Below are 22,630 nucleotides of genomic sequence, written 5' to 3' on the forward strand. Positions count from 1 at the left end.
AAGTTGGACGATTAGTACCCATCAATTCTTCAATTTTCTTGCGTATAAATTTCTTCTTTCGTGAAAAGTTTTGACATGCAATCACTCATTTACGAATTGTTTTGTAATGCTTCATAAATAAATTGACAATCCAATTAGAGTAAATGGCAATTGAATAATGGCTACAGTGATCCAAAACATAAATTCACTCCCTCACTATATGGTCGTACTGCACTACACAACAAATTGAATTCGTACATATCATGCTAAGAGTGTGTTATAAAACACGTGACAATGATTGAAAGGAGGATTGACCTATGGGTTCCTCGATTGATTACACCTCACCATCAACACAATTCACTTTTGATGTGAATAAAAGTACCTTTGTCAAAAAAGATAGTCAGAACTTTATTAATGTTTTAGGGATTCAGCAGTTAAACACCCTAAACAATGTATCCTTACTTGATATTTATCTTAGTGCAAACAATGTTATCGAGCCCCATTACCACCAAAATGCCGCTGAACTGGTTTATTGCATTTCTGGTGCATTAACTGTTTCATTAATGAATCCATTTACCAAGCAAATGCAACATTATCCAATTACACCCGGCCAAGTAGCAAACGTCCCACAAGGATGGTGGCATTATGAAGTGGCTACAGAGGATCATACACATCTACTTGCCATTTTTAATGCACCGACACCTGAAGTAATTCTTGGGTCCGATATCTTGAAGTTGACACCTGCGAGTATTATGGCGCACACCTATTGTTTGGATAAAACTCAATGGAAAAAAGCCATCGCACCAGTAATTCCCTCCACATTTATCGGTCCACCTGCGAGCTGCAACAAAACCACTGAAAGCAATGCACAACATAATCCAAATTTCATAAATCATCACGACAGCCATGGGTATACAATGCAAGAACTTAATCCCTATTACCGTCCCTATTACCATCACCAGAATTATTAAATTTGATAGAGCATCGCTATGACATGGGTAACTTCTCATGTATCTTTTTATGTCACAGTTTGGTTCTACAGTGCCATCTCACATACGAACTTTTTCAAATTAACTGTTACCAAGTTGTATGCCCCTATCCTTTTTAAAAATATGAATATGCTATTTTTATAACTGGAGGTGCAATTCCTTCCTCCTTGTCTGTGCCTCCAGTTAATTAGGAGGTGTATATTATGAGCGAAACAGTTAGTGAATACGGAAACGGATCAGGATTTGCTTTAATCATTGTTCTGTTTATTCTTTTGATTATTATTGGCGCGGCCATTTTCAACTCAGACGGCTACGGTGATAACTGCGGCGGTTACGGTTACTGACTTCCGGTTTTTAAAAATTATAGTACATCAGAGATAGGGTTTTAATTACCTGTCTTTTTTAAACTGTCTTCACCATTCCACTTTTACTACAGCTCTAGGATTCTCTGAATAGAATTTCCGAACGTTCATTTCCACTATCTGTGCATCATCGTGCCAAATCACTTTACTGAGACCGTCTTTAATACCTTTTACTAGATTGTCCAAGTCTGGTTTCTTTGTTGGTCTTAATACACCTGATATTACATCTTCACGTTTATTTTTGCTTATAGACTTAGGAATTGGTCTATAAATATCTAAAAATAGTCGAACTTCACTTTCAATTAATGCAGAATGTTTCTCTGCATTCACATGGTCGAGCCATCGAATACCCTTCTGCATCAATGAAAAAGATAAGTTCTTTGTCCTGGCATGCGGCACCTTAGCAAATAGTCTTAGCCAATAGCGCTGATCTTGACAAGGCACTTTAAACATCCTTATACAAGCATTTGATTTTATACAGCAACAGGATTTCAAGGTGCAGATACAATTACCCTCTTCGTTAGAGTAAATGAAATAAAATTTTTTCAATTTCAAGTTCGTGTAAATGACTTTCAACCTAACGATACTATTCCTATGGCATAGCTAGTTTTAGCTGCATCTGACATTGAATTTCTTACACCCGAAGTAGAGGAATTCGAAAAATCTATGGAACTTTAGTTAATAGGAATACTATTGGCTCTGCAAGGCCTCTTTTTTTCATATTTACTTTTTACATTTAGGACACTTGTTCGTCTGGTTTTTATTTAGAAAGGTGTATATTCTGAAAACAGAGATACCAATTATTATTAAGAAGGGGATGATTTGATGGTTAACTTAAACAAAATTGAATTGACGAAAAAAGGACAGGCTATTAATCTTACAAAAAGCAGCAATTCAATAGGAGAGATATTGGTAAATCTACAATGGAACCCAAAAAGTAGTTCTGTAAAATCGACTGGTTTCATGTCGTCATTGTTGGGGAAAAAACCAAAGGGTACTAGCATTGATCTAGATTTAGGTTGCTTATATGAGCTGAAAAACGGTCAAAAAGGATGTGTTCAAGCATTAGGAAAGGCGTTTGGTTCACTTTCTTCCCCACCGTATATTCAATTAGACGGTGATGATCGCACTGGCTCTTCTACTACAGGAGAAAATCTTCGAATTAACGGAAATCGTCTATCTGAAATTAAACGAATTCTTGTATATTCATTCATCTATAATGGTGTTTCGAATTGGTCTGAAGCAGACGGAGTTGTTACGTTAAAATATAAAGATGGTTCTGATATTGAAGTAAAGCTAAATGAACATAAAAATGGTCAAAATATGTGTGCAATTGCAATGATCGAAAACGAAAATGACGAAACGTTTAAAATTCAGCGACTCATAGAGTATTTTAGAGGTCATCAAGATATGGATAATTCATATAAGTGGGGAATGAAATGGTCAGCTGGTAAAAAATGATTATTTAAACCGCCCTCTTTATGGCTATCTAGATGCAGGATACAATTAGAGATAGTTGCTTCATTTAGTTAAATTACAGAAAGCAATAGCCATAGTGATATGCTCTACTTTTTTAAATATAAACTTTAAGAATTAGACATCTATGGAATCTATCATTTTATTAGGAGGGTTACAAATGAAAAAATTATCAACAGTTTTACTTTCTGCTTCATTATTATTTGGACTAACAGTAGTATCTCCACTAACAACAGATGCAGCTGCGAAAAATTTTAGTAACTGCACTGAATTAAACAAAGTATACAAAGGCGGCGTGGCCAAAGACGGAAAAGTTACAAATAAAGGCGGAAAAACCAAATATAAGCCAACCCTTTCTGCAGAAGTTTATAAACTTAATTCATCTAAAGATCGCGACAAAGATGGGATTGCTTGTGAAAGATAATATTTAGAATAAGTAATATGAGATATAGTTTTCTATGTCTCTTTTTTAATTTTGCCCCTGTATTAGAAACGAACATGAAAATCTAAACATTCAGTTTTTTTGATTTAACGTGATTGTTTTGGACACAGGGACTTTTTTAGCTTGCTCACTGAGGCTGGAGTGGATTTAAATTTTTCATGAATCGTGTTGGCATAAAAATTCATTAACCAATACACAATTTTTTTTACGTATTCCAAGTGGTATGCGAGAAAATGCTTCTCAAAAATGCATGAGAAATTTACGCAATTACTAACTGATGAAATCTAAAAAATATGTTTTTGGGAGAAAATAAGAATAAATGTTTACATAGCAAGGATTTCAGAATAGATGATGGCATATATTCATCGTAAGCGTTCATCTATTCTCCTACTTTCAGTTGTATTCCTTATCCCTTTAAATATGGGATTTCTCTTTTCTATTCTACTCATAAGTTTATGATTTTTCATCTATTTTCACTTTTCATTGCTGGACTTTTGGGGAATTTAAAATTAAATAATGCATTTTTAGTTATTTTGTACAAAAATATGTTTAATTACTATAAATTGTGGTGTAGAATAAATAACTTTAAATTGGAAAAGAGATACGATAAATTGAGTGAAAATTTGAATGGGGGGAGCATTATTAAAAGTTTATTATGCAAAAAAAGTTTGAAGTTTGTAATTGAAATTAAAAGAAAAGACATGTATAACAAAGCAAAGAATTTAGGATTCACAAATCCACAAGTTGTAAATTGTAGTCAAGAGCTAGATCTACTTTTGAATAAATATTTTACTTAAGTATTAGTATGAGTTCGAGAGATAAACTCGATTTTAGTTAGCAAATAATACTAACTGTCTTCAGTTTCAAAGTAGCTTTTAACAAATTCTCTTATAAAATTATCTCTTTTCAGCATGTCTTCTTCCTTTCGGAAAAAACCAACTTTTTTTATCCTTCTCTCTAATGGGAGCATATTCCATTCTGCAATTGCTAGTCCTTCAATTTCATAGCGCTTACGGACCGATGAAATCATATTGTCTATTTTTTCAGCTCTTACATCAAGTACTGTTTTTGGGCTTGGTAATCTATTCATTAATTGTTGTTCTAATTCTTTTTTCTTAATATCCAGTTCTTGAATCATTCTTTCTTCAAACTCTTTCTGCATTTTTTCGAATATATGGCTCATTTCTACCATCACTAGATCGTTATTTGGTTTCAGTGCTTCACCTTGCTTTAAATCAGGAAATGACCTTACCTCAAAGTTTGCTGCAAGAACATTGTAAATAGCATCTAGGCTCCATTTCTGTGCTCTCTTTTTCATGATAAATATTGCTATAGTTACATCCAATTCATCGTATATCTTTTTATTGTTAACCGTAGCTCTATTAATATGGTGAATCCCTTTGCTTTCGAGGTCTTTAAACCATTTATCCACGGTACTGTGATGAACAGACTCTTTAACACTTGTTTCTTCTTCGTATCTTTTTTGGGCCTCTTCTGTGAAATCCTTTATTTGCCAAACTGCTTCTTTTAATTCCATATATATACCACCTTCTTTATAATATAAAAGTGACTTGTAACCGCAATTATCGAACAATTAGTCAATATCAGTTTACTTCGACAACTATATGTAATTCCCTTTATTTTCAAGACGAAATATCTTGTCTTTTGAAATTTTAGTAAATATTACCTACTATTAAAAGCACAAGCTAAATAACCGCTTGTGCTTTTAATTTCTTAGAAGTTTATGAAATTTAAGAGAAGTGGATAACTTTCTACAAGAACTTCTTCGCGCAGACGCAAGCAACCTTTCTTCAATAGGCCCTTAATTCCTACTTTAATCCTGCCTTCCGTAATATTCCTTTTAATTAAAGTAAATTACTTCGAAAATTCCTTATAAGCCAAGGCCTTCAAAGCTAACATTTCTTCTTCCGTTAAAGTGCTTTCCATCTGATCGTCGATTGTTATCAAGAGTATATCATGCACTGAAATTGAATAACACCGCTTTGCATTCTATCTATTTTATATCTTTTCCTGTTTAGAAAGTGATCATTAGCTTTCAAATGAAAAACACCTTTGATATAAACACTAGTAAAAGTGCTTTATTATCAAAGGTGTAAAACGATATATATTATACAAGTGCAAGTGCCGGTTCAGCCCATTCCACTTGTTCTAAGAAACCATGGACATCTTCACATACTTTTTCTTTTTCTTTACCAGTCGTGATGATATGTCCTGATTGTTCATACCAGATGATTTCTTTTTCAATTGATTCTACTTCATCATGGATAAATGATGCACTTTCTTGGTAAATTGCATCGTCTAAAGTACCTTGTAAAACAAGCGTAGGCGACTTGATAGAACGTAACCCTTTGCGTGTGTTTTCTGTAAATGCATGCACACCATGTAGTGCATCTTGTGGAATATGTTTTAACTTTTCAAGTTCTTCTATAATAATTTCTCTTGATTTTCCTTCAAAAGATTTATAAATTTTCGCGTAGTTATATAATCGGTCAAATAAACCGTCTGTACTGTCTCTTTTAATAGGAGCGCACATGGAAATAACCGCTTTAACAGGGAAATTTTCTGCAACCTTTAGTGAAAATACTCCGCCTAAAGAAATACCAGCAACCGCAATTTCTTGATGACCTCTATCTTTTAAATGGTGATATCCTTCTACAACAGATTCCCACCAGTCAGCTGGACCAGTTTCTAACAATTCTTCTGGTGTAGCTCCATGACCTCTATACATTGGTGCGTGACAAGTATAACCTTTTTTTTGTAAAAACTCTCCTAATTTCTTCACTTCTTTTGTACTTCCAGTGAATCCATGAAGTAATAGTACGGCTCTCTTGCCGCCTTCAAATGTAAATGATTTAGGTGCAACAACTTTCATTTTAAATATCCCCTTTATTTATATGCAATGCTTTATCTGTCCTTATACTATCATTGACAATTGATAAAGTATAATTTATTATTTACATCATCATCATGCATAAAAGGTATCAATCGAACGAAAGGATTTGATTTGGACATGGAATGGCAAAGGCTCGAATATTTTCAAACATTAGCAAGAGTTCAACATATGACACGAGCAGCAGAAATGTTATCTATTTCACAACCTGCATTAAGCCGCTCCATTGCTGGTTTAGAACGAGATATTGGTATTCCCTTATTCGATAGACAAGGGCGCTCCATTATATTGAACCGCTATGGAATAATGTTTCTTGAGCGTGTTAATCGTATTTTGAAAGAAATGAATGATGGATTAAACGATATTCAGCAGTTGATTGACCCGGAACGAGGAGAAGTATCACTTGGTTTTTTACATACTCTTGGTACAAGTACGGTTCCAAACATTATTCGAGCTTTTCACGAAGAATTTCCCCATATTACGTTTCAATTTAAACAAAATCATACACATACACAGTTAAAGCAACTTAAATCAGGTGAATTAGATCTTTGTTTACTTGCGAACATGGAAAATGAGCAACCAATTGAGTGGACAGAATTATGGCGTGATGAACTATTTATCGTCGTACAAAAATGTCACCCACTTGGAAATAGAAAAAGTGTTTTCCTTAAAGAAATTGCACATGAATCGTTTATTTCAATGAAAAAAGGCTATAGACTAAGGAATACAACGGACGACATATTTGCCGAAGTAAATATTGTTCCCAACATATTATTTGAAGGTGATGAAGTTGCAACTGTTGCAGGATTTGTTGCAGAAGGTTTAGGAGTTTCTATATTGCCTGATGGAGAAGAAATAAATCCAAATAAAATCGCAAAATTACGTATCGAAGACATGACATGTGAGCGTGCAATTGGAATGGCAGTTGTTGCGAACCGTTATTTACCTCCTGCAGCGAAGCAATTCCAACAATTTATCCTTGATCATTTTTTGAAAAAGTAATAAGAAAAGCGGGAGAGTCTATCTCTGTGTAAGGCAGCAATTCCACGTTTAAATTATTAATCATGATTTATAAAATATAGCAAAATCACTATACGACTTATCCGAAAATAAGCGCAAAAGAGACTTTTCTCCTGTTTTTGTACTTATTTTAAAATATGTCGTATGCGATTTTTGCACATTTATGAGGTTGGTGACTTTTTTTGGGCAGGTTTGTTTGAGGAGCGCGGTTTTCGCGGGCGAGGAGGCTCACCGCTCGTAACGAAAATCAGCGTGGATCAGAATTTATTAATTTCACCAACGTCATATATAACACAAAAGCCGGACATTTAGTTGTCCGACTTTTGTGTTATATGTTATTTTCTAGCTTCGTTCATCTGTTTCCATACGGATCCTTTAGCTTCTTCTCCGCCTTCAATACGGGCAATGGCCATTCGAATTTGAAGTTTTACTTCATACTCTTTATCATCCATTGCTTCTTTCAACGCTGGTAGTGAATCTGCAGTACCCACTTCGTAAAAGTACATTGCTGCTCTCCATCGAACTAATTTGTTTTTATCGAATAGCGCTACTTTCATCGCTTCTCCAAAATGCTCAAATCCAAGATCGCTCATCGCATCTCCTGCTGTTCTTCTTACAGCAGAACCCTTATCCTTCAAAGCAATTTCTAAATAAGGAATCACTGCCTCGTCTTCGATCAATCCTAAATAAACAGTTGCAAGTCTGCGAATAGAAACTTGTTCATCCAAAACCGCTTTTGCAAGTATCGGCAAATCTTCTAGCTCAGGATTAATAAGATTATTTAGCAGTTGAAAGCGTTGTTCCCATTCACTTACTTCAAATTGTTCCAGTGTAAATGGTACACGAACAGGAGATTTCTCTGCAGCAGACGTATCTTTTTCATCGATTAATTGTTGTAATTTGCTTTCTGGGAATGCGGCTTCAAGCTCTTTGACTAATTGTTCGCCAATTTCTTTTTGATCTCCATAACGTACGCCAAAATCAACCCATTTACGGAGCAAAAGATAATTTTCTTTGTCGCCTTCCATCGCGATGTCTAGTGCTTTTATAAATCTCGCTGATAATCCATATCTAGATTCAGATTCACTATCGTAGACTTTTACTTGTAAAGGAATTCCTTTATATTGTTGCACATGCACGTATACTTCGCCATAATGGTCAAGTGACTTTTCAGATGATTCTTGTGCATTATCTGCTCCAAATACATTCTCAACGGAAGCTAAAATAGATTCCCAACTGAACTTAGCAATACGTTCGATAGCCAAGAAATCAGCAACATGGTAGACACCTTTGACTCCTTCAATCTCAAAAAGCTCTTGAATCTCTTGAGGAGCGCCTTCCATATTGTCTTTTTTATAATTATGACTTTTACCAAAAGGAAGCTCTGTATCGATGATTACCTTCATCGTATTAGGACTTGGTGTTGGTTCAATTGTAGTTATTTTCATTTTAGTAACCTCCAAAATAAAGACTTATGAAGTAATCTCTTCCAGATACGACCATCGTTCGATTAATTGTTCATATTGTTTGTTCGCTTGTTCTAACTGAGCAGTTGTTTCTTGAAGTAATGTAAAATCAGATCCTGCTTTTAGCACTTTTTGTTCTAAATCAGCAATCAACAGTTCCGTAATTTCTATTTCTTTTCCGATAGATTCCCACTCACGTTGTTCTTTATATGTGAGTTTTTTCTTTTCTTTCATTTCTTTTACTTCAGGTTCAACAAACTTTGGTTCCACAAGTTGGGTTGGATTGAGTTTTTCTTCCTCTAAATAATCCGAATAAACACCAAGCCACTCTCTGACTGTGCCATCCCCATTTAATACCCAAAGTTTCTTCGCAATACGGTCCAAGAAGAATCGATCATGGGAAATCGTAATAATAACTCCAGGGAATGTTTCCATAAAGTCTTCCAGTACAGATAAAGTTTGGATGTCTAAATCGTTTGTAGGCTCATCCATTAACAAAACATTTGGTTGCTCCATAAGCATTTTTAATAACACAAGTCGTTTTTTCTCTCCACCTGAGAGCTTACCTATTTGTGTACCATGTGTATTTAACGGAAATAGGAATCGTTCTAACATCTGAGCAGCAGAAAACTTCTCTCCAGAACCTGTTTCAATTAAATTGGAAGATTCCCGAACATATTCAATCATTCTCATTTGTGGATTCATCTCTGGTAATTGTTGCTTAAAATGCATCAGCTTTACAGTAGAACCTACCAGAATTTCTCCTGAATCTATTGGGATTTCTCCAGCAAGCATTTTAAGTACTGTACTTTTCCCTACCCCGTTTGGCCCAACAATACCAATTCTGTCCCCTGCTTGTAATAAGAAAGAGAAATCATCCACAATATTTTTAGATTTAAATCGTTTCGCTACGGATACTCCTTCAAGCACTTTTTTACCTAATCTAGTTGTAACAAGTTCCATTTCCAAGTTTTGATTGGAATTATTACGTTCTACTTTTGAATCAATTTCTTCAAAGCGATCTTTACGAGCTTTTTGTTTTGTCGATCTCGCTTTAGCCCCTCTTCGAATCCATTTCAATTCGTTTAGATATAGGTTGTGTAATTTATGCTGAGAAGAGGCATTCATTTCTTCGCGAATAGCCTTAGATTCTAAGTAATCTCCGTAAGTACCAGAGTGCGTATATAAGGTTTTATCTGCAAGTTCATAAATATGCGTAGCGACAGCATCTAGGAAGTAACGGTCATGGGTTACGAATATAATCGCTCCTTCAACACGTTGGAGCATTTCTTGTAGCCAGTCTGTAGATTCTTTGTCTAAATGGTTCGTAGGTTCATCTAGTAAAAGTAAATCAGAAGGTTCGATTAGTACTTTTGCAAGTGCGACTCTTTTTTGTTGACCACCAGATAAATGCAAAACAGATTCTTCAAACTGGGTAAGACCAAGTTTCGTTAAAGCTGTTTTTGCTAGAGCATTAACATCCCACGCTTGATAATCATCCATCTTTTGTTGTAAGTCCATTAATTTATCTTGTAAGACAGTTGAACTAGAATCCGCCATCATCTCAATCAAAGCTTCTTCATATTCTCTATTTATTTGTAAGATTGGAGAATCTCCACTAAATACTGCTTGGAGAACAGTCTCCTCTTTTTCAAAAACTGGTTGCTGCTCCAAATATGCAATTCTATAATTTTTAGGATGGTCTCGGTCAATGGAATCTGCTTCTAATTCATTTGCAATGATCGACAGAAATGTAGATTTACCTGTCCCATTGATCCCTATTAATCCTGCACGATTTTGATTGTTGATCGTAAATGAAATTTTTTCAAACAGCGTTTTTTCGCCCACTGTTTTTGTTAAATTTGAAATAATTAAATGGCTCATAGTAATTCCCCTGTTTCTTTTCTTAGTTGGTGTAAAAAGAGTTCCATAAATGTATGTCTCTCTTTTGCTAATTGCTTTCCTTTTTCCGTAACCATACTATCTGCTAAAAGTAATAGTTTCTCATAAAAATGAGTAACAGAGGCAGTTTCTTTTTGTCTATATTCTTCGATTGACATATTTGCGCGGGGTGTTTCCGCTGCGTCATACAACTTTCTCCCCTTTGCTCCTCCGTATGAAAACGTACGAGCAATACCTACTGCTCCAATAGCATCAAGTCGATCAGCATCTCTTGCAATTTTAGCTTCGATTGTCTTTGCCTCGAATTCATTTCCACCATTGAAAGAAATAGATTGGATGATTTCTTTAATCTGCGTGATTTTTTCGTCCGGGAGATTTAATGCTTCGATGATTCTATCTTCTTCCTGTTTATCCTTATCCTGTGCATACTTAGGATCGCTTACATCATGTAAAAGAACGGCTAATTCGATTATTTCACGATTCGCTGTAGGCTCTATTGCTGCGATTTCAAAAGCATTTTTCCGAACTCTTTCTATATGTTGAAAGTCGTGACTTGCATCAAAGTGCATGTACACTTCCTTGACTAATTGCTCACATTGCTCAATAGGATTCATATAATCTTTCTCCTCAGGTTAGGCTCACCTACTCTATTATATACAATAAAGCCGTTCTTCTGTAGGAATTGTATTTATTTTAATTAGTTTATGTTCCTTTGTGTCCGTACTAACATGAAAATAGGCATTCTCTCTTTTAGTTAGAATAGTTTTAAAATCTAGTCAAATAAACTATATCATTCACTTACAAGTTCATATGTTATAGAAATCCGGTTGTAAATAATATTTCAACCTGATCATCAAATAGGAAAGGAGATTATTATATGAGTAATTGGAAATGTGTACATTGTAAATATGAAAGTGAAAATCCTTATAAAAATTGCAAACGATGCAATTATAATCGGTGGGAACAGGAGGAGAGTAATCTGGAAAATAATCATTGGAATTTCAGCAGTCATGATGATGCAACTATTCTACAAGATGGCGGTCAGTTTTCATCCGTTGATCAAGAATCTGACGAATTAATCTGGATTAAAGATTCTTGTAATGTCACGGTTCAATCAACAGATACTCAAGCGGCTGTGTCTCTACAAGTGGGCTTGCAGCTTGCTATTGCTTTAATTATCAGCATTGCCATTGGCGATACAATCCAAGGCCAAGCAGTGGCTCAAGAAATCTTTCAACAATTTAATGATGAGCAAACGAACAAGCAGAAAATTTATGTTGATAACTCAAAAGACGTAAATATTGTAACTACTGATACGGACTTGGCAGTAAATATTGAGGCTATGCTTCAAATTTTAGTTGCATTAGTTGTCAAACTAGATGTTCTTTAAAAAATAAAAAGAGGTGAATATAATGGAGAAAAAAAAATGGAGAGCATTAGATCATTGCGATGATAACAATAGCAATGACAGAGATGTTCTACAAGATGGGAATCAAGTTGTATCAAGTAAGCAACAATCCTATGAATGGATCATCGTAAAGGATTCTGAAGGTGTAGAAATACAGACTACGGATACACAAGCTGCGATATCTTTACAACTAGGAATACAAGCAGCAATCGCTGCCGTCATTAGCGTTACTATTGGTGATTCAGACCAAGGTAAAGCAGTGGCTCAAGATATCAAACAATTTATCAAAACCAAACAAAGAAATGTACAAAAAACAATTATTGAAGGATCAAAAAATATTTCGGTGACAACAACTGATACGGACTTAGCTGTGAATATCCAAGCTATGCTTCAAATCCTTGTAGCAATTGTAGCAAAATTAGATATTCTATAATTTATAGACCTTATCAGCAAAATAGAGAAAACGGTGTTGTGTTGAATTTCTTTCAGGGAGCTTAAGTAATGTAAATATCTCTATTAATATTGCTAGTTTCCTATTGACTGGTATTTGCATATGCTGATATGAATTGATTTCATGTAAAGGAGTGATGTGTGTGAGCGATTTACCTGGAAAACCAAAGGAAATTCCCAACAAGGTCATTGATTTACTAGTGAGTGATACCCTTCGAAGAAACGGCATCAATCTAGAGAACGTCAAAGGAAAGCTATCCGATGAGCAAAAACAAGCACTGAAAGAATTGGTGGAAGATCTGACCAAACAAGTAGACGCATTTGTGGATCAACCCAACTCCACTAAAAAGGATTTATAGTAAATAATAGTATGAGCCGAGAGGAGTGACATTGTCGCTTCCCTTGGCTCATTCTTATTTCCTCTCTTTAAAACAAGCCTAACGCTTGTCCATCCTCTGCTACATCCATATTTAGAGCTGCCGGTTTTTTAGGTAAACCTGGCATCGTCATAATATCTCCCGTTAAACAAACCAAGAACCCAGCTCCAAGTTTTGGTTTTACTTCTCGAACAGTAATCGTAAAATCAGTTGGTCTCCCTAATAACTTAGGTCGATCTGATAAGGAATATTGCGTTTTGGCCATACAAATAGGCAATGCATCCCATCCATACGAAACTAATTGATCTATCTGTTTTTTAGCAGCATCTGTAAAGACAACATCTTTTCCACCATATACCTGTTGCACAATTGTCCGAACTTTGTTCTCAATAGAATCTTCCAAGTCGTATAAAGGTGCAAAATTCGAAGGTTTATCTAATTCATTTAATACTAGTTTTGCTAGCTCTACTCCTCCAGCTCCACCCTTTTCCCAAACTTCTGTTAGAGCGATCGCAATATTTTGTTCCTGACACCATGACAAAAGAGCTTTTGTTTCTTCCTCTGTATCTGCGATAAACTTATTCAAAGCGATTACTGGTTCTATTCCAAAAGCACGTATTGTTTCCACATGTTTAGAAAGATTACTTGTGCCAACTAGAAGTGCGTCAACATCCTCTTCTTTTAACTGGTCTTTTGCTTTTCCGCCTTGCATTTTGAGCGCTCGGATAGTCGCTACAATGACAACTGCATCAGGAGCAAACCCTGCTTGTCTCGATTTAATGTGCATAAATTTTTCTGCACCCAAATCTGCACCAAATCCAGCTTCCGTAACAACAACACCCGCTAAGTGAGTTGCCGTTCTAGTTGCAATAATCGAGTTACATCCATGTGCAATATTCGCAAAAGGTCCACCGTGAATAAGTGCTGGTGTACCTTCGATTGTTTGAACAAGATTTGGTTTAATCGCTTCTTTCAACAATAAAGTTAATGCACCTTCTACACCTAAATCTCGAACAGTTACAGGTTCTTTAGCATATGTATACCCAATGACTATTCGTGCAAGTCGCTCCTTTAAGTCCACAAGATTTTCAGCTAAACATAGTATTGCCATGATTTCAGAAGCTACTGTAATATCAAAACCATCTTCTCGCGGAATTCCTTGTCCTGGACCGCCGAGACCAATGGTAATATGTCTGAGTGCACGGTCATTCATATCAAGCACACGTTTCCAACTAATTCTCCTTGGATCAATATTCAAATCATTTCCTTGATGGAGATGATTATCAATAAAAGCTGCTAAAGCGTTATTTGCAGTTGTAATCGCGTGAATGTCTCCATTAAAATGTAGATTAATTTCTTCCATTGGAAGCACTTGTGCATAGCCACCACCAGTTGCTCCACCCTTAACTCCCATAACTGGTCCTAAAGAAGGTTCTCTAAGAGCTACAACAACAGATTGACCGATTTGTTTCATAGCATCTGCAAGTCCAACAGTTACAGTGGATTTACCTTCACCGGCTGCAGTTGGACTAATAGCTGTAACAAGTACTATCTTTCCTGGATTTTTTTTCTTAGATATTTTGCCTGGATCTATTTTTGCTTTATATTTTCCATATAACTCTAATGCATCTTCAGAAATACCAATGCTATTTGCAATTTGTTGAATTGGTTGCATAACTGCTTGTTTTGCAATAGTTAAATCAGAAAGTAGATTTACTTCTACGTTCATATTACCCCATCCTTTTTTCTTTTATTATACTAGTTAAACACCGATTAAAAAAGCAGATGATTCGACATATTATTGACGATGACTTTTACATCATGTATAGTTTATCTATCCATTAACAGAATATTTAGTGGATAAAGGGAGGGACGTTTATGCATCATGGGAAGGTAAAATGGTTTAATAACGAAAAAGGCTATGGCTTTATCGAGTACAATGATGGAGAAGATGTTTTTGTCCATTTTACTGGAATTCAAGGAGACGGTTTTCGAGCGTTAGATGAAGGGCAAGAAGTTACGTTCGAAATTGTTGAAGGAAACCGAGGACCTCAGGCTGCAAACGTGATAATAAATAGGTAGAAACGGTTCTTCCCGCGACAATTGGTCGTGGGACTTTTTTATTTTGTAATTAATTTCTTCCCCGTTTCTTTAATTTGTTCACCAACTGTGCATACATGAATACAAAAATCATGTGCAACTGTTTTCCCTTTTTCTTTTCTCAAATGGCTTCGAACAAAGCAGTCTTCACAATATTTATTTAATAAAATGTCGATTTCATTTATTACTTCCATATTTTTCATGTTTCTTCTCCTCACCATCTTTATAAAATTTTTCTATTTTGCTACATATGTTTGCAAGTATAATTAGAATGTGTAAAGCTATAAATAACTATTTCAACAGTTAATTATTTATCATATTTAAAGAGGAGGATGTCCTATGCTTGAAGTGTATATCGATGGTTCGACAACTGGCAATCCAGGACCTAGTGGCATCGGAATATTTATCAAAGGAGAAGGTCATCATATTAAAAAAAGTGAATTCATTGGGTCGTATACAAATCACACGACCGAATTTATAGCCCTACTTAGAGGTCTAGAAGAAGCAAAAAAACTGGCTCCTTCCATAGTATCAGTTCGATCTGATTCTCAAATAGTATGTGCAGCTGTAGAAAAAAGATATGCTAAAAATGCAGAATTTGCTGCTATACTTGAAAAAATTTTAGACATTATTGACTCACTTGATTTGTTTTTTATCAAATGGATTCCGGATGATCAAAACAAAGCTGCCCATGCATTAGCAAGAGAAGCTGTAGCTAAAAACCTAACTTAGTTTATAAGGCAGGTTTTTTAAATTCAATTGTTTTATCTTCTGAATCATATAATACCCATTCTCTATGGTCAATAACAGAACCAATATTTACAGCTGTATGCTCTGAATTAATATGGATTTTTTGATTAAATTCAAATGGTATACAAACTCCATTCCTATAAAATTTTGATGTATGGCTGTGACCAAAGAATACTAGTTTCCCTTCTTCTATGGGAAATTTTGGAGTAAAGGGATCTCCATCCCACTGCCATTCATGTCCATGTGTAATAGTGGCATTTTGAATTATTATTTTTGAGGGTAATGTTTTTATTTGATCGATAATAGAGTGATTTCCAGTGTATATTGCTACTATTCTCTCTTCCTGATTACCATATACTGTCGGAAAAGTTAAATATGGATCTAACTTTTCCGGTTCTATCGTTACTTCAGTTAACTTGTTAAACTTTTCTTTCTTTGCTCTTTTTTTACCAATAATACATTCATATATATCCCCAGTTCCAACTATCACTAAACTAGGATCTACGTTTTGGATATGACTTAGTACAGCTTTCAAATCATCAACTGAGGAATGAATATCTCCGATTAGTGCGTATTTCATCTACTTGACCTCTTTTTCATATTCACTTTCAATAGCTTCTTTTGTTCTTTCCATAAAATTCAGTATTACTTCATCACTACCGAACAGTTGGAAAATACCAAGTAATGGGTTCTTCGGTTTATTGATCGAAGTATAGATGAACTTTGTACTATTATCCGTTAAACTCACTAATTCGTATTCGGTTGTCATTTTAAATCGATTATTTAGTATAAAGCTTTCAGCAAGCACTTTGCTGTTCACTTCATTTATGTACTTTTTTATAGTCAAATCATATTGTTCTGTAGAATTTCCATTTTGATAGGTTTGCTTTATGATTGAACCAGTTCGGTTTTCCGTTTGTTTTATAATTTCCTCATCCATTACTTTTGGAAATATCATTTTCTTTTTTTCTAAATCCCCGTAAAAAAAGTTCCACGCAAATTCAATTGGTGCTTGAATCATAATTTCTTTTTTCCATTTTTTCATGTTTACAGCTCCTCTATTTATAATCGCGCATTCCCAGAATAATATATCCTATCATAACAGAACAATTCTTTTGGATACATTATATAGAGTTTAAAACTAGTTATAGAAAACAAGACTTGAAAAACTACATAAGAAAAGACTGCCGCAAAAAATCAGGTTTACTGACTTTCTGGACAGTCCCGCGACGAATTAATTAATTAAAGTCGGCTAAAATCCTTCACCAACGTCATTTGACAAAGAACAAAAAAACAGACCCTCAAAAGAGAGTCTGTTAAAGTTTAGGTTTAAAATTAAGCTTTAACTACGTTAGTAGCTTGAAGACCGCGTTGGCCTTGCTCGATTTCAAAAGTAACTTCTTGACCTTCGTCAAGAGATTTGAAACCTTCGCTTTGGATAGCTGAGAAATGTACGAATACGTCGTCTCCGCCGTCTCTTTCAATAAATCCAAATCCTTTTTCTGAGTTAAACCATTTCACTTTACCTTGTTCCATATGTGTATATCCTCCTCGTATGCAATAATGCATACATTGTGTTACTATCCTTGCTCAACACTGTTAAGTAAAAGTGTTGCCACCTACTAACTAACCGAACAAAAATAATCCTCTTTAAATATACCATGCGTTTTCCATTTTTGCAACTGTTTTACTTAAAATAATTTATACGTTTTCCAAAAGTGCACCAATCGCTCCGCTATATCCATGTTTCTTTAGAAAGATAGGATTCTTCTGTTTAAGTAGTGTATATGACTCAATAACTTGCTGTAATAATTCATTATTTTCTAATGTAGATCCAATAAAAATAATATCCTCAAAACCATGAGCATCTGCAGCTTGAATACATAAAGATGAAACTACTTCTCCTATTAACCCCTGTACTCCAGCTAATAAATCTGGTTCACTTTTTTCATTTTGTGTTTTTATCGCTATTCCACCAAAATTACTAGCTGTTAAAGACCCTTTAATAGGCAACTTATTCTTTTCGTATATGTCACTAACAAGAACATCTATAAAAGTACGATTGCCTTGTTTTGAAGTTTCAATTATATCTAGATAATTTGTAATGCCTGTTAAAGCCATTCCAAGGCCAGTAAGTGTGCCTCCACCAATACCAGTTCCGCCAATACGACTATGTACTTGCCCATTCATAATATGAATAGAAGTGCCTGTCCCAATATTTGCAATAACCGCTGAACTACATGAAACTTTTTCCTGTTTCAACTGGTACATGACACCATTCATCGTAGCATCAAATTCAACAATATAAGGGATTTCATTTTTTGAAAACAAACAATCTTTCAGTTGCTCAGCACGACCACCAGTAAGGCAGATGGAGGCTAACGAATGATTAGAATCAATCCAATCCCTTACTGCATGGAAGTCAGATGATAGAAATTTCTTTAATTTTAATTTCTTTTCATCATTCCAATATGCTATTTTCGTTAGCGTACCACCTGCATCAATACCAATTCTAGTAGTCATAACCATTCCCCTTTTAGCTATTCAGTTTATTTAATCCACGACCCAACGATTGGGTAGTTAAACGTATTTCCATTGATTGCTTTAACTATTCCGATAATTGGAACAACAAATGTCATTATACCAAATATTACAAGCATAGGTATACCAATTAAGAAAATTATTAAAAATATAGAAATAGTAATTAACACCGTCATTACTAGTTGGAAAAGTATAGCTTGTATCGAGAGCTTCTTTATTTCTTGATCATCAATAACTAAATATAAAACAAATGGAACTAAAAAAGGCGCGAACCATGTGCTAGCGTGAAGTAAAATTTTTAGTCCTGAATTTTCCATCTTTATTTAACCTCCTTCACTATGTTAATACTTAATATACGGATTAGGTTGTTTTTGGTTTCATATCTCCCATCCATACTATTCTTGTATACTGCCTGTTCTACTACAATTATTTTTCCGTTTTTTTTAATAAAAACGAGTCATGAATGAAGAAACCTTATTTTTTCTTCTCCTCTTTCTTAACTAGTAAATCATCGACTAATAGTTCTGCAGCCTTTCTATAAGAATTGCTCATATTTGAAAGAGTTGCAATTAATAATATTTGCTTTAATTCCTCATCTATTTCTTCACTTTCTATTTCACTTTCTATTTCACTTTCGTGCGCACTTAACTCAACAAAAAAATTAGTGGCATTGTTTTGTTGTAATCTGACCCAAGAAGAATAGAAGTCCTCCAGTTGAAAGCTTTCGTCTTCTATCTTTTCATTAACAGGATCTAACGTTGCCTTTATATCACTAATGGACAAAGCTCCTTTTAATTGGTAAATCAGACTAATTAACATAATATGCTGTTTGGAATATTTCTTATTTTTGATAGGAATAAATAACTTCCCTTTTGCATAATTGTTTATCATTGTTTTCGTTAATACTTTTTCGTCTTCATTCCGTAAAGACTGACCGTATTTTGCATCAAATAATTGGATTACTTGATCCATATACAAATCGATCAATGGAATTTCTTCCTGATGAATCGTTGCCCCGAGTGATAATTTTTCTATTATTTCTTGTGATGTTTTCATTTGAATTCCTCCGGATTAATTGTTACTAGTATCTTATCCTAAAAAAAGAATTCAGTAAACCTTGACTACTAGTTGAGATGAGTATATTGTAATAAGTAGTTATATAAACTACTTATTGGTATGGGGGTATTTAATTGAATCAATATATTAGAGAACCATTTAATGCATTATCACATCTTGTAGGTGCAATTCTATCCATTTTTGGTTTAATCGCCATGTTAATAAAAGTGGCTTCTACTGATGGGGATACACTTTCTTTTACTGCTATCACTATTTTTGGAGTTAGCATGATTTTACTCTACACTTCCTCAGCAATCTATCATACCGTGATTGGAAAGGATAGAATAATTCAATTTTTAAGACGTTTAGATCATTCGATGATTTACTTATTAATCGCAGGAACATATGCACCTTTTTGTTTAATCGCATTACAAGGGTCAACCGGATACATGTTATTTAGCATTATCTCACTTATAGCTATTAGTGGAATTTTCTTTAAAATGGTTTGGTTTAACTGCCCAAGATGGGTTTCGACAGCACTTTATATTGGAATGGGATGGATCATTGTATTTTTGGCTTCACCACTAGCTGAAATTCTTGGTGCAAGAGGACTCACTTATCTAATTGCCGGAGGTGTATTCTATACGATTGGCGGAGTAATTTATGGATTAAAACCAGAAATTTCCTTTATAAAAAAATTAGGATTCCATGAAGTTTTCCACATCTTTATTCTACTCGGTACTCTTTGTCATTTCATATGTGTATTTATATACGTTTTATAATAGAAAAACCGCCGATTTTATAGGCGGTTTTTCTTATTTTATAATCGAAATATCGGCTTCTAATTCAATTACTACATTTCCACGTAGCGCTTTACTAATCATGCAAGTTTCCTCTGCTTTTATAACAAGTCTTTTTGTTTTTATCATATCTTTTTCATCTATTAATACGATAGTTGGGCGATGAATAATTTTTTCATACGTAAAAATGCCATTTGTGACATCCACTATTGCTGTCGATTCCAATTCTAGTCCCTCGTGGGAAATACCACTTCTTTCTAACATAGCAGCAAGTGTAATTATATAACATGTAGCTGCAGCACCTAATAACATTTCATCTGGATTTGTTCCTATACCAGGCCCATCCATTTCTTTAGGTATGGAAACCTGTGTAGATAAATTTCCAGATTGAATTTCACCAATATCGTTCCGTTTTCCTGGCCAGTTTGCTGTTAAATGAAAATGATGTTGTGTCATCTAATACTCCTTATTATTTGTATTTGATATTTGGAATATATATTAATTTCCAGTATGATAGTAAATGAGAAAGTAGGGATTAAGTTGTCAAATAATTACGTAAAAAATGGAGTAATAACGATGTTCCTTTCACTATTTTTACTAATCCTGGGCGTCCGTTACGTGCTAGGTCAAGAGTTAGAATTAATGAATCTACTTGCCTTTTTAGCATTCTCCTTAGCTGTAGGCTCGATCTCAGGTGCAATGCTCTTTTATAAACTAAAAATAGCATTTTATCTTTTCTCCGTTGGACTAGCTATTGGATTCTTCGATTTATTTAGATCTTTTATCGTTAATACAGGTGGCTTTGGTGATTTAGCTGGTATACTTTCCTTGTTTATCTTCACATCTTTTGGGTTAGTTATCGGTGTAATTGTAGAAGCTATTATCTATTTAGTAAAGAAGAAAAAATAGCAAGAAAGAGGATTTTAGCAATCGAGCTAAAATCCTCTTTCATTTATTGATGAATAGAAATAATAGATTTGTTTCGGCCACTAGATTTCGCTTTATACAAAGCTAGATCAACTCGCTGGATAAAATCTGTTAAAGATTCTTGTTCAGAATTATGCTCACCAACACCTGTAGAGATTGTTATTAATTTGTTTGTCGGAGGAATAGAAGATTCGACGTTTCCTCTTAAAATCTCTGCTAGCTTGTAAGCAGCCTCAAGGTCTGTCTTAGGAAGAATAATAGCGAATTCTTCACCTCCCAAACGTATACATACATCCTTATCTCTCATAACCTCTAACATTTTCTCAGTTAGAAAAATTAATACATTATCCCCAGCAGAATGTCCAAATTCATCATTAACCGATTTAAAGTGGTCAATATCAATTAAAATAATGGAAAATGATTCATGCTGATTTAATAAATCCTCAAATAATAATTCACTATACCTTCTGTTCCTCAATCCAGTAAGAGGATCTGTTAAGGAAAGCTCTTTAAAGATATCTACTCTTGCTTGTTGCTTTTTGCGATAGTTTTCAATTGTTTCTGTTAACTGTTTAGCTTCAAAGTATAATGGAGGGATTATTAGTTCTTCCATTCTCTCTTTATCATCGGTTGAATGCAACGTATCCATTGCTAATTTTTTCAATGGTGAAGCTAGTTTTCCAGAAAGAACAAACGCAAGGATAAAAAAGAATGCTCCTAAGGGTAATGCATTCAAAAACATCTTCAGCATAATTGCATTTAGTGACGTTAAACTACTTTCAAATGGAGTTTGGGATACTATACCCCATCCACTAGATTCTATGTAATTATAACCCGCTAACATATGTTTCCCTTTGGTATTTACTACTTCTAATGATCCATCTTCTTTGTTTAATAATTTTTGAACAACAGGATTTTCTGTTACAATTTCTCCGATGCGACTTGAATCCGGATGATAAATTAATATACCTTTTTTATCAACCACGAAAACATATGAACCATCTTCTGCATAATGCTTAGACAATACATTGTGAATGAAGTTTTCTTCATGCAAATATATGGTTCCATTTAGCATACCCATGTACTCATTTTCGTCATTAAATAAAGGTGTAGAGACAAGAATCAGTAACCTCCCAGTAGCTGCGTAATAGGGGCTAGTTATCAGACTTTCTTTTTTACTTAACGCTTCTCTGACACCATATGATTCAATTATGTTTCCAGCGATCCCAACATTTGGTGAAGTAGCAAGCACAAGTCCGGTGCTATCAATTACGGAAACAGAATTAAAATATTTACCACTAATTAGTATTTGATCTAAAATAGTTGTTAATGAAGAAGTGTATTGAAAATTGTTCATCACATCTGTTTTTCTCGCGTCAAGGTTAGTTTGCATAGAGGAAAAAGCTTCACTTGATAATTGCGCAAGTTTTTGCGCATATACTTTGTTATTTTCTAAAGAATTTTCAATTAATCTATCTTTTGTCACTAAATAACTAGACAAAAGGGTACTTCCTAGAATGCCTAACATCGTAAATGTTATGAGCGATAGAATCCAAAATCTAAGTGGTTTTTTCATGTTACCTCCAACTAGTATGTATGATTTACTAATTATACTATAATTTCCACATAGAAAAAAACTTCCACTTAGAATAATATCTAAATGAAAGCTTTATG

Annotated in this window: 28 protein-coding genes and 1 pseudogene; 13 read left to right on the plus strand and 16 right to left on the minus strand. The window is 34.4% G+C overall.

Going from position 1 to position 22,630, the window contains the following annotated elements; all coding sequences use genetic code 11:
- Positions 1 to 296: 296 nt before the first annotated feature.
- The gene (locus tag C7437_RS03425; protein WP_111438227.1) at positions 297 to 950 is read left to right on the plus strand and encodes a cupin domain-containing protein; all 654 of its coding nucleotides are present in this window, start codon (positions 297 to 299) and stop codon (positions 948 to 950) included.
- A 221-nt stretch (positions 951 to 1,171) separates the two neighbouring features.
- On the plus strand, positions 1,172 to 1,312 hold the full coding sequence (locus C7437_RS03430; protein WP_111438228.1) for a YjcZ family sporulation protein: 141 nt from the start codon (positions 1,172 to 1,174) through the stop codon (positions 1,310 to 1,312).
- Between the two features lie 69 nt (positions 1,313 to 1,381).
- Here the strand turns inward: C7437_RS03430 and C7437_RS03435 are convergent, their stop codons facing one another.
- Positions 1,382 to 1,774 (minus strand): RusA family crossover junction endodeoxyribonuclease, encoded by a 393-nt coding sequence (locus C7437_RS03435; protein WP_245909202.1) that lies wholly within the window; start codon positions 1,772 to 1,774, stop codon positions 1,382 to 1,384.
- A gap of 384 nt (positions 1,775 to 2,158) precedes the next feature.
- Between C7437_RS03435 and C7437_RS03440 the strand changes: the two are divergent.
- The 3 genes and pseudogenes from C7437_RS03440 to C7437_RS03450 form a co-directional block, all read left to right on the plus strand.
- Positions 2,159 to 2,791 (plus strand): annotated as a pseudogene (locus C7437_RS03440) (TerD family protein); the annotation flags it as partial.
- A gap of 175 nt (positions 2,792 to 2,966) precedes the next feature.
- Positions 2,967 to 3,230, plus strand: coding sequence for an excalibur calcium-binding domain-containing protein (locus tag C7437_RS03445; protein ID WP_111438230.1), 264 nt, complete (start codon positions 2,967 to 2,969; stop codon positions 3,228 to 3,230).
- 659 nt (positions 3,231 to 3,889) lie between these two features.
- Positions 3,890 to 4,045: an aspartyl-phosphate phosphatase Spo0E family protein gene (locus C7437_RS03450; RefSeq protein WP_111438982.1), complete on the plus strand. Its 156-nt coding sequence runs from the start codon at positions 3,890 to 3,892 to the stop codon at positions 4,043 to 4,045.
- A 50-nt stretch (positions 4,046 to 4,095) separates the two neighbouring features.
- Here the strand turns inward: C7437_RS03450 and C7437_RS03455 are convergent, their stop codons facing one another.
- Positions 4,096 to 4,785, minus strand: a complete 690-nt coding sequence (locus C7437_RS03455) for a hypothetical protein (protein ID WP_111438231.1) — start codon at positions 4,783 to 4,785, stop codon at positions 4,096 to 4,098.
- Positions 4,786 to 5,376: 591 nt separating this feature from the next.
- Positions 5,377 to 6,141, minus strand: coding sequence for an alpha/beta hydrolase (locus tag C7437_RS03460; protein ID WP_111438232.1), 765 nt, complete (start codon positions 6,139 to 6,141; stop codon positions 5,377 to 5,379).
- Between the two features lie 138 nt (positions 6,142 to 6,279).
- On the opposite strand from C7437_RS03460, the gene C7437_RS03465 reads away from it, so the two are divergent.
- Positions 6,280 to 7,161 (plus strand): LysR family transcriptional regulator, encoded by an 882-nt coding sequence (locus C7437_RS03465; RefSeq protein ID WP_111438233.1) that lies wholly within the window; start codon positions 6,280 to 6,282, stop codon positions 7,159 to 7,161.
- 353 nt (positions 7,162 to 7,514) lie between these two features.
- On the opposite strand, the gene C7437_RS03470 is transcribed toward C7437_RS03465, so the two are convergent.
- From C7437_RS03470 to C7437_RS03480, 3 genes are read right to left on the minus strand one after another with little or no spacing between them, the layout of a single operon-like run.
- Entirely contained in the window at positions 7,515 to 8,627 is a 1,113-nt protein-coding gene (locus C7437_RS03470; protein ID WP_111438234.1) for a conserved virulence factor C family protein, read from the minus strand.
- 24 nt (positions 8,628 to 8,651) lie between these two features.
- Positions 8,652 to 10,529, minus strand: coding sequence for an ABC-F family ATP-binding cassette domain-containing protein (locus C7437_RS03475; protein ID WP_111438235.1), 1,878 nt, complete (start codon positions 10,527 to 10,529; stop codon positions 8,652 to 8,654).
- Positions 10,526 to 11,161, minus strand: a complete 636-nt coding sequence (locus C7437_RS03480; protein WP_111438236.1) for an HD domain-containing protein — start codon at positions 11,159 to 11,161, stop codon at positions 10,526 to 10,528. Before C7437_RS03480 ends, C7437_RS03475 begins: the two co-directional genes overlap by 4 nt.
- A 263-nt stretch (positions 11,162 to 11,424) precedes the next feature.
- On the opposite strand from C7437_RS03480, the gene C7437_RS03485 reads away from it, so the two are divergent.
- The 3 genes from C7437_RS03485 (at position 11,425) to C7437_RS03495 (ending at position 12,764) form a co-directional block, all read left to right on the plus strand.
- On the plus strand, positions 11,425 to 11,937 hold the full coding sequence (locus C7437_RS03485) for a spore coat protein (RefSeq protein WP_111438237.1): 513 nt from the start codon (positions 11,425 to 11,427) through the stop codon (positions 11,935 to 11,937).
- Between the two features lie 22 nt (positions 11,938 to 11,959).
- Positions 11,960 to 12,388, plus strand: coding sequence for a spore coat protein (locus C7437_RS03490; protein ID WP_111438238.1), 429 nt, complete (start codon positions 11,960 to 11,962; stop codon positions 12,386 to 12,388).
- Positions 12,389 to 12,548: 160 nt separating this feature from the next.
- Complete coding sequence (locus tag C7437_RS03495) at positions 12,549 to 12,764, plus strand: spore coat protein (RefSeq protein ID WP_245909203.1); 216 nt, start codon at positions 12,549 to 12,551, stop codon at positions 12,762 to 12,764.
- 67 nt (positions 12,765 to 12,831) lie between these two features.
- Here C7437_RS03495 and C7437_RS03500 read toward each other — a convergent pair whose 3' ends face one another.
- On the minus strand, positions 12,832 to 14,511 hold the full coding sequence (locus tag C7437_RS03500; RefSeq protein ID WP_111438240.1) for a formate--tetrahydrofolate ligase: 1,680 nt from the start codon (positions 14,509 to 14,511) through the stop codon (positions 12,832 to 12,834).
- 149 nt (positions 14,512 to 14,660) lie between these two features.
- On the opposite strand from C7437_RS03500, the gene C7437_RS03505 reads away from it, so the two are divergent.
- A complete protein-coding gene (locus tag C7437_RS03505) occupies positions 14,661 to 14,864 on the plus strand; it encodes a cold-shock protein (protein WP_111438241.1) in 204 nt (67 codons plus the stop codon).
- A 38-nt stretch (positions 14,865 to 14,902) separates the two neighbouring features.
- Here the strand turns inward: C7437_RS03505 and C7437_RS03510 are convergent, their stop codons facing one another.
- The gene (locus tag C7437_RS03510) at positions 14,903 to 15,085 is read right to left on the minus strand and encodes a zinc-finger domain-containing protein (protein ID WP_111438242.1); all 183 of its coding nucleotides are present in this window, start codon (positions 15,083 to 15,085) and stop codon (positions 14,903 to 14,905) included.
- A gap of 136 nt (positions 15,086 to 15,221) precedes the next feature.
- Between C7437_RS03510 and C7437_RS03515 the strand changes: the two genes are divergently transcribed.
- Entirely contained in the window at positions 15,222 to 15,614 is a 393-nt protein-coding gene (locus tag C7437_RS03515) for a reverse transcriptase-like protein (protein ID WP_111438243.1), read from the plus strand.
- A gap of 1 nt (position 15,615) precedes the next feature.
- On the opposite strand, the gene C7437_RS03520 is transcribed toward C7437_RS03515, so the two are convergent.
- The 6 genes from C7437_RS03520 to C7437_RS03545 all read right to left on the minus strand — a co-directional run bounded on the left by C7437_RS03520 (position 15,616) and on the right by C7437_RS03545 (position 19,229).
- Positions 15,616 to 16,212 carry a metallophosphoesterase family protein gene (locus C7437_RS03520; RefSeq protein WP_111438244.1) on the minus strand — a complete coding sequence of 199 codons (597 nt, stop codon included), beginning with the start codon at positions 16,210 to 16,212 and terminating at the stop codon, positions 15,616 to 15,618.
- Complete coding sequence (locus tag C7437_RS03525) at positions 16,213 to 16,677, minus strand: SRPBCC family protein (protein ID WP_111438245.1); 465 nt, start codon at positions 16,675 to 16,677, stop codon at positions 16,213 to 16,215.
- Positions 16,678 to 16,967: 290 nt separating this feature from the next.
- Positions 16,968 to 17,168, minus strand: a complete 201-nt coding sequence (locus C7437_RS03530) for a cold-shock protein (protein WP_093534456.1) — start codon at positions 17,166 to 17,168, stop codon at positions 16,968 to 16,970.
- Between the two features lie 165 nt (positions 17,169 to 17,333).
- Positions 17,334 to 18,155, minus strand: a complete 822-nt coding sequence (gene coaW / locus C7437_RS03535) for a type II pantothenate kinase (protein ID WP_111438246.1) — start codon at positions 18,153 to 18,155, stop codon at positions 17,334 to 17,336.
- A 26-nt stretch (positions 18,156 to 18,181) separates the two neighbouring features.
- On the minus strand, positions 18,182 to 18,490 hold the full coding sequence (locus C7437_RS03540; RefSeq protein ID WP_111438247.1) for a magnetosome magnetite crystal formation protein family: 309 nt from the start codon (positions 18,488 to 18,490) through the stop codon (positions 18,182 to 18,184).
- A 157-nt stretch (positions 18,491 to 18,647) separates the two neighbouring features.
- Positions 18,648 to 19,229 (minus strand): DUF1836 domain-containing protein, encoded by a 582-nt coding sequence (locus C7437_RS03545; RefSeq protein WP_111438248.1) that lies wholly within the window; start codon positions 19,227 to 19,229, stop codon positions 18,648 to 18,650.
- 134 nt (positions 19,230 to 19,363) lie between these two features.
- Here C7437_RS03545 and trhA point away from each other — a divergent pair, with 134 nt between their 5' ends.
- On the plus strand, positions 19,364 to 20,011 hold the full coding sequence (gene trhA, locus C7437_RS03550) for a PAQR family membrane homeostasis protein TrhA (RefSeq protein WP_111438249.1): 648 nt from the start codon (positions 19,364 to 19,366) through the stop codon (positions 20,009 to 20,011).
- 33 nt (positions 20,012 to 20,044) lie between these two features.
- Here trhA and C7437_RS03555 read toward each other — a convergent pair whose 3' ends face one another.
- Positions 20,045 to 20,485 carry an OsmC family protein gene (locus C7437_RS03555; protein ID WP_111438250.1) on the minus strand — a complete coding sequence of 147 codons (441 nt, stop codon included), beginning with the start codon at positions 20,483 to 20,485 and terminating at the stop codon, positions 20,045 to 20,047.
- An 84-nt stretch (positions 20,486 to 20,569) separates the two neighbouring features.
- On the opposite strand from C7437_RS03555, the gene C7437_RS03560 reads away from it, so the two are divergent.
- Positions 20,570 to 20,938 carry a hypothetical protein gene (locus C7437_RS03560; protein ID WP_146249610.1) on the plus strand — a complete coding sequence of 123 codons (369 nt, stop codon included), beginning with the start codon at positions 20,570 to 20,572 and terminating at the stop codon, positions 20,936 to 20,938.
- 43 nt (positions 20,939 to 20,981) lie between these two features.
- Here the strand turns inward: C7437_RS03560 and C7437_RS03565 are convergent, their stop codons facing one another.
- A complete protein-coding gene (locus C7437_RS03565; RefSeq protein WP_111438252.1) occupies positions 20,982 to 22,532 on the minus strand; it encodes a sensor domain-containing diguanylate cyclase in 1,551 nt (516 codons plus the stop codon).
- Between the last annotated feature and the right edge of the window lie 98 nt (positions 22,533 to 22,630).

The sequence above is a fragment of the Psychrobacillus insolitus genome, from assembly GCF_003254155.1.
Classification (GTDB): Bacteria; Bacillota; Bacilli; order Bacillales_A; family Planococcaceae; genus Psychrobacillus; species Psychrobacillus insolitus.

What these genes read in the sequence shown, in the direction of transcription:
- C7437_RS03455 (WP_111438231.1), bottom strand. Translation starts at nt 4,785, where the DNA reads ATGGAATTAAAAGAAGCAGTTTGGCAAATAAAGGATTTCACAGAAGAG.
- C7437_RS03425 (WP_111438227.1), top strand. Translation starts at nt 297, where the DNA reads ATGGGTTCCTCGATTGATTACACCTCACCATCAACACAATTCACTTTT.
- C7437_RS03515 (WP_111438243.1), top strand. Translation starts at nt 15,222, where the DNA reads ATGCTTGAAGTGTATATCGATGGTTCGACAACTGGCAATCCAGGACCT.
- C7437_RS03460 (WP_111438232.1), bottom strand. Translation starts at nt 6,141, where the DNA reads ATGAAAGTTGTTGCACCTAAATCATTTACATTTGAAGGCGGCAAGAGA.
- C7437_RS03520 (WP_111438244.1), bottom strand. Translation starts at nt 16,212, where the DNA reads ATGAAATACGCACTAATCGGAGATATTCATTCCTCAGTTGATGATTTG.
- C7437_RS03565 (WP_111438252.1), bottom strand. Translation starts at nt 22,532, where the DNA reads ATGAAAAAACCACTTAGATTTTGGATTCTATCGCTCATAACATTTACG.
- C7437_RS03470 (WP_111438234.1), bottom strand. Translation starts at nt 8,627, where the DNA reads ATGAAAATAACTACAATTGAACCAACACCAAGTCCTAATACGATGAAG.
- C7437_RS03545 (WP_111438248.1), bottom strand. Translation starts at nt 19,229, where the DNA reads ATGAAAACATCACAAGAAATAATAGAAAAATTATCACTCGGGGCAACG.
- C7437_RS03485 (WP_111438237.1), top strand. Translation starts at nt 11,425, where the DNA reads ATGAGTAATTGGAAATGTGTACATTGTAAATATGAAAGTGAAAATCCT.
- C7437_RS03555 (WP_111438250.1), bottom strand. Translation starts at nt 20,485, where the DNA reads ATGACACAACATCATTTTCATTTAACAGCAAACTGGCCAGGAAAACGG.
- C7437_RS03480 (WP_111438236.1), bottom strand. Translation starts at nt 11,161, where the DNA reads ATGAATCCTATTGAGCAATGTGAGCAATTAGTCAAGGAAGTGTACATG.
- C7437_RS03465 (WP_111438233.1), top strand. Translation starts at nt 6,280, where the DNA reads ATGGAATGGCAAAGGCTCGAATATTTTCAAACATTAGCAAGAGTTCAA.
- C7437_RS03510 (WP_111438242.1), bottom strand. Translation starts at nt 15,085, where the DNA reads ATGAAAAATATGGAAGTAATAAATGAAATCGACATTTTATTAAATAAA.
- C7437_RS03500 (WP_111438240.1), bottom strand. Translation starts at nt 14,511, where the DNA reads ATGAACGTAGAAGTAAATCTACTTTCTGATTTAACTATTGCAAAACAA.
- C7437_RS03540 (WP_111438247.1), bottom strand. Translation starts at nt 18,490, where the DNA reads ATGGAAAATTCAGGACTAAAAATTTTACTTCACGCTAGCACATGGTTC.
- C7437_RS03445 (WP_111438230.1), top strand. Translation starts at nt 2,967, where the DNA reads ATGAAAAAATTATCAACAGTTTTACTTTCTGCTTCATTATTATTTGGA.
- C7437_RS03525 (WP_111438245.1), bottom strand. Translation starts at nt 16,677, where the DNA reads ATGAAAAAATGGAAAAAAGAAATTATGATTCAAGCACCAATTGAATTT.
- C7437_RS03505 (WP_111438241.1), top strand. Translation starts at nt 14,661, where the DNA reads ATGCATCATGGGAAGGTAAAATGGTTTAATAACGAAAAAGGCTATGGC.
- coaW (WP_111438246.1), bottom strand. Translation starts at nt 18,155, where the DNA reads ATGACTACTAGAATTGGTATTGATGCAGGTGGTACGCTAACGAAAATA.
- C7437_RS03530 (WP_093534456.1), bottom strand. Translation starts at nt 17,168, where the DNA reads ATGGAACAAGGTAAAGTGAAATGGTTTAACTCAGAAAAAGGATTTGGA.
- C7437_RS03430 (WP_111438228.1), top strand. Translation starts at nt 1,172, where the DNA reads ATGAGCGAAACAGTTAGTGAATACGGAAACGGATCAGGATTTGCTTTA.
- C7437_RS03490 (WP_111438238.1), top strand. Translation starts at nt 11,960, where the DNA reads ATGGAGAAAAAAAAATGGAGAGCATTAGATCATTGCGATGATAACAAT.
- C7437_RS03475 (WP_111438235.1), bottom strand. Translation starts at nt 10,529, where the DNA reads ATGAGCCATTTAATTATTTCAAATTTAACAAAAACAGTGGGCGAAAAA.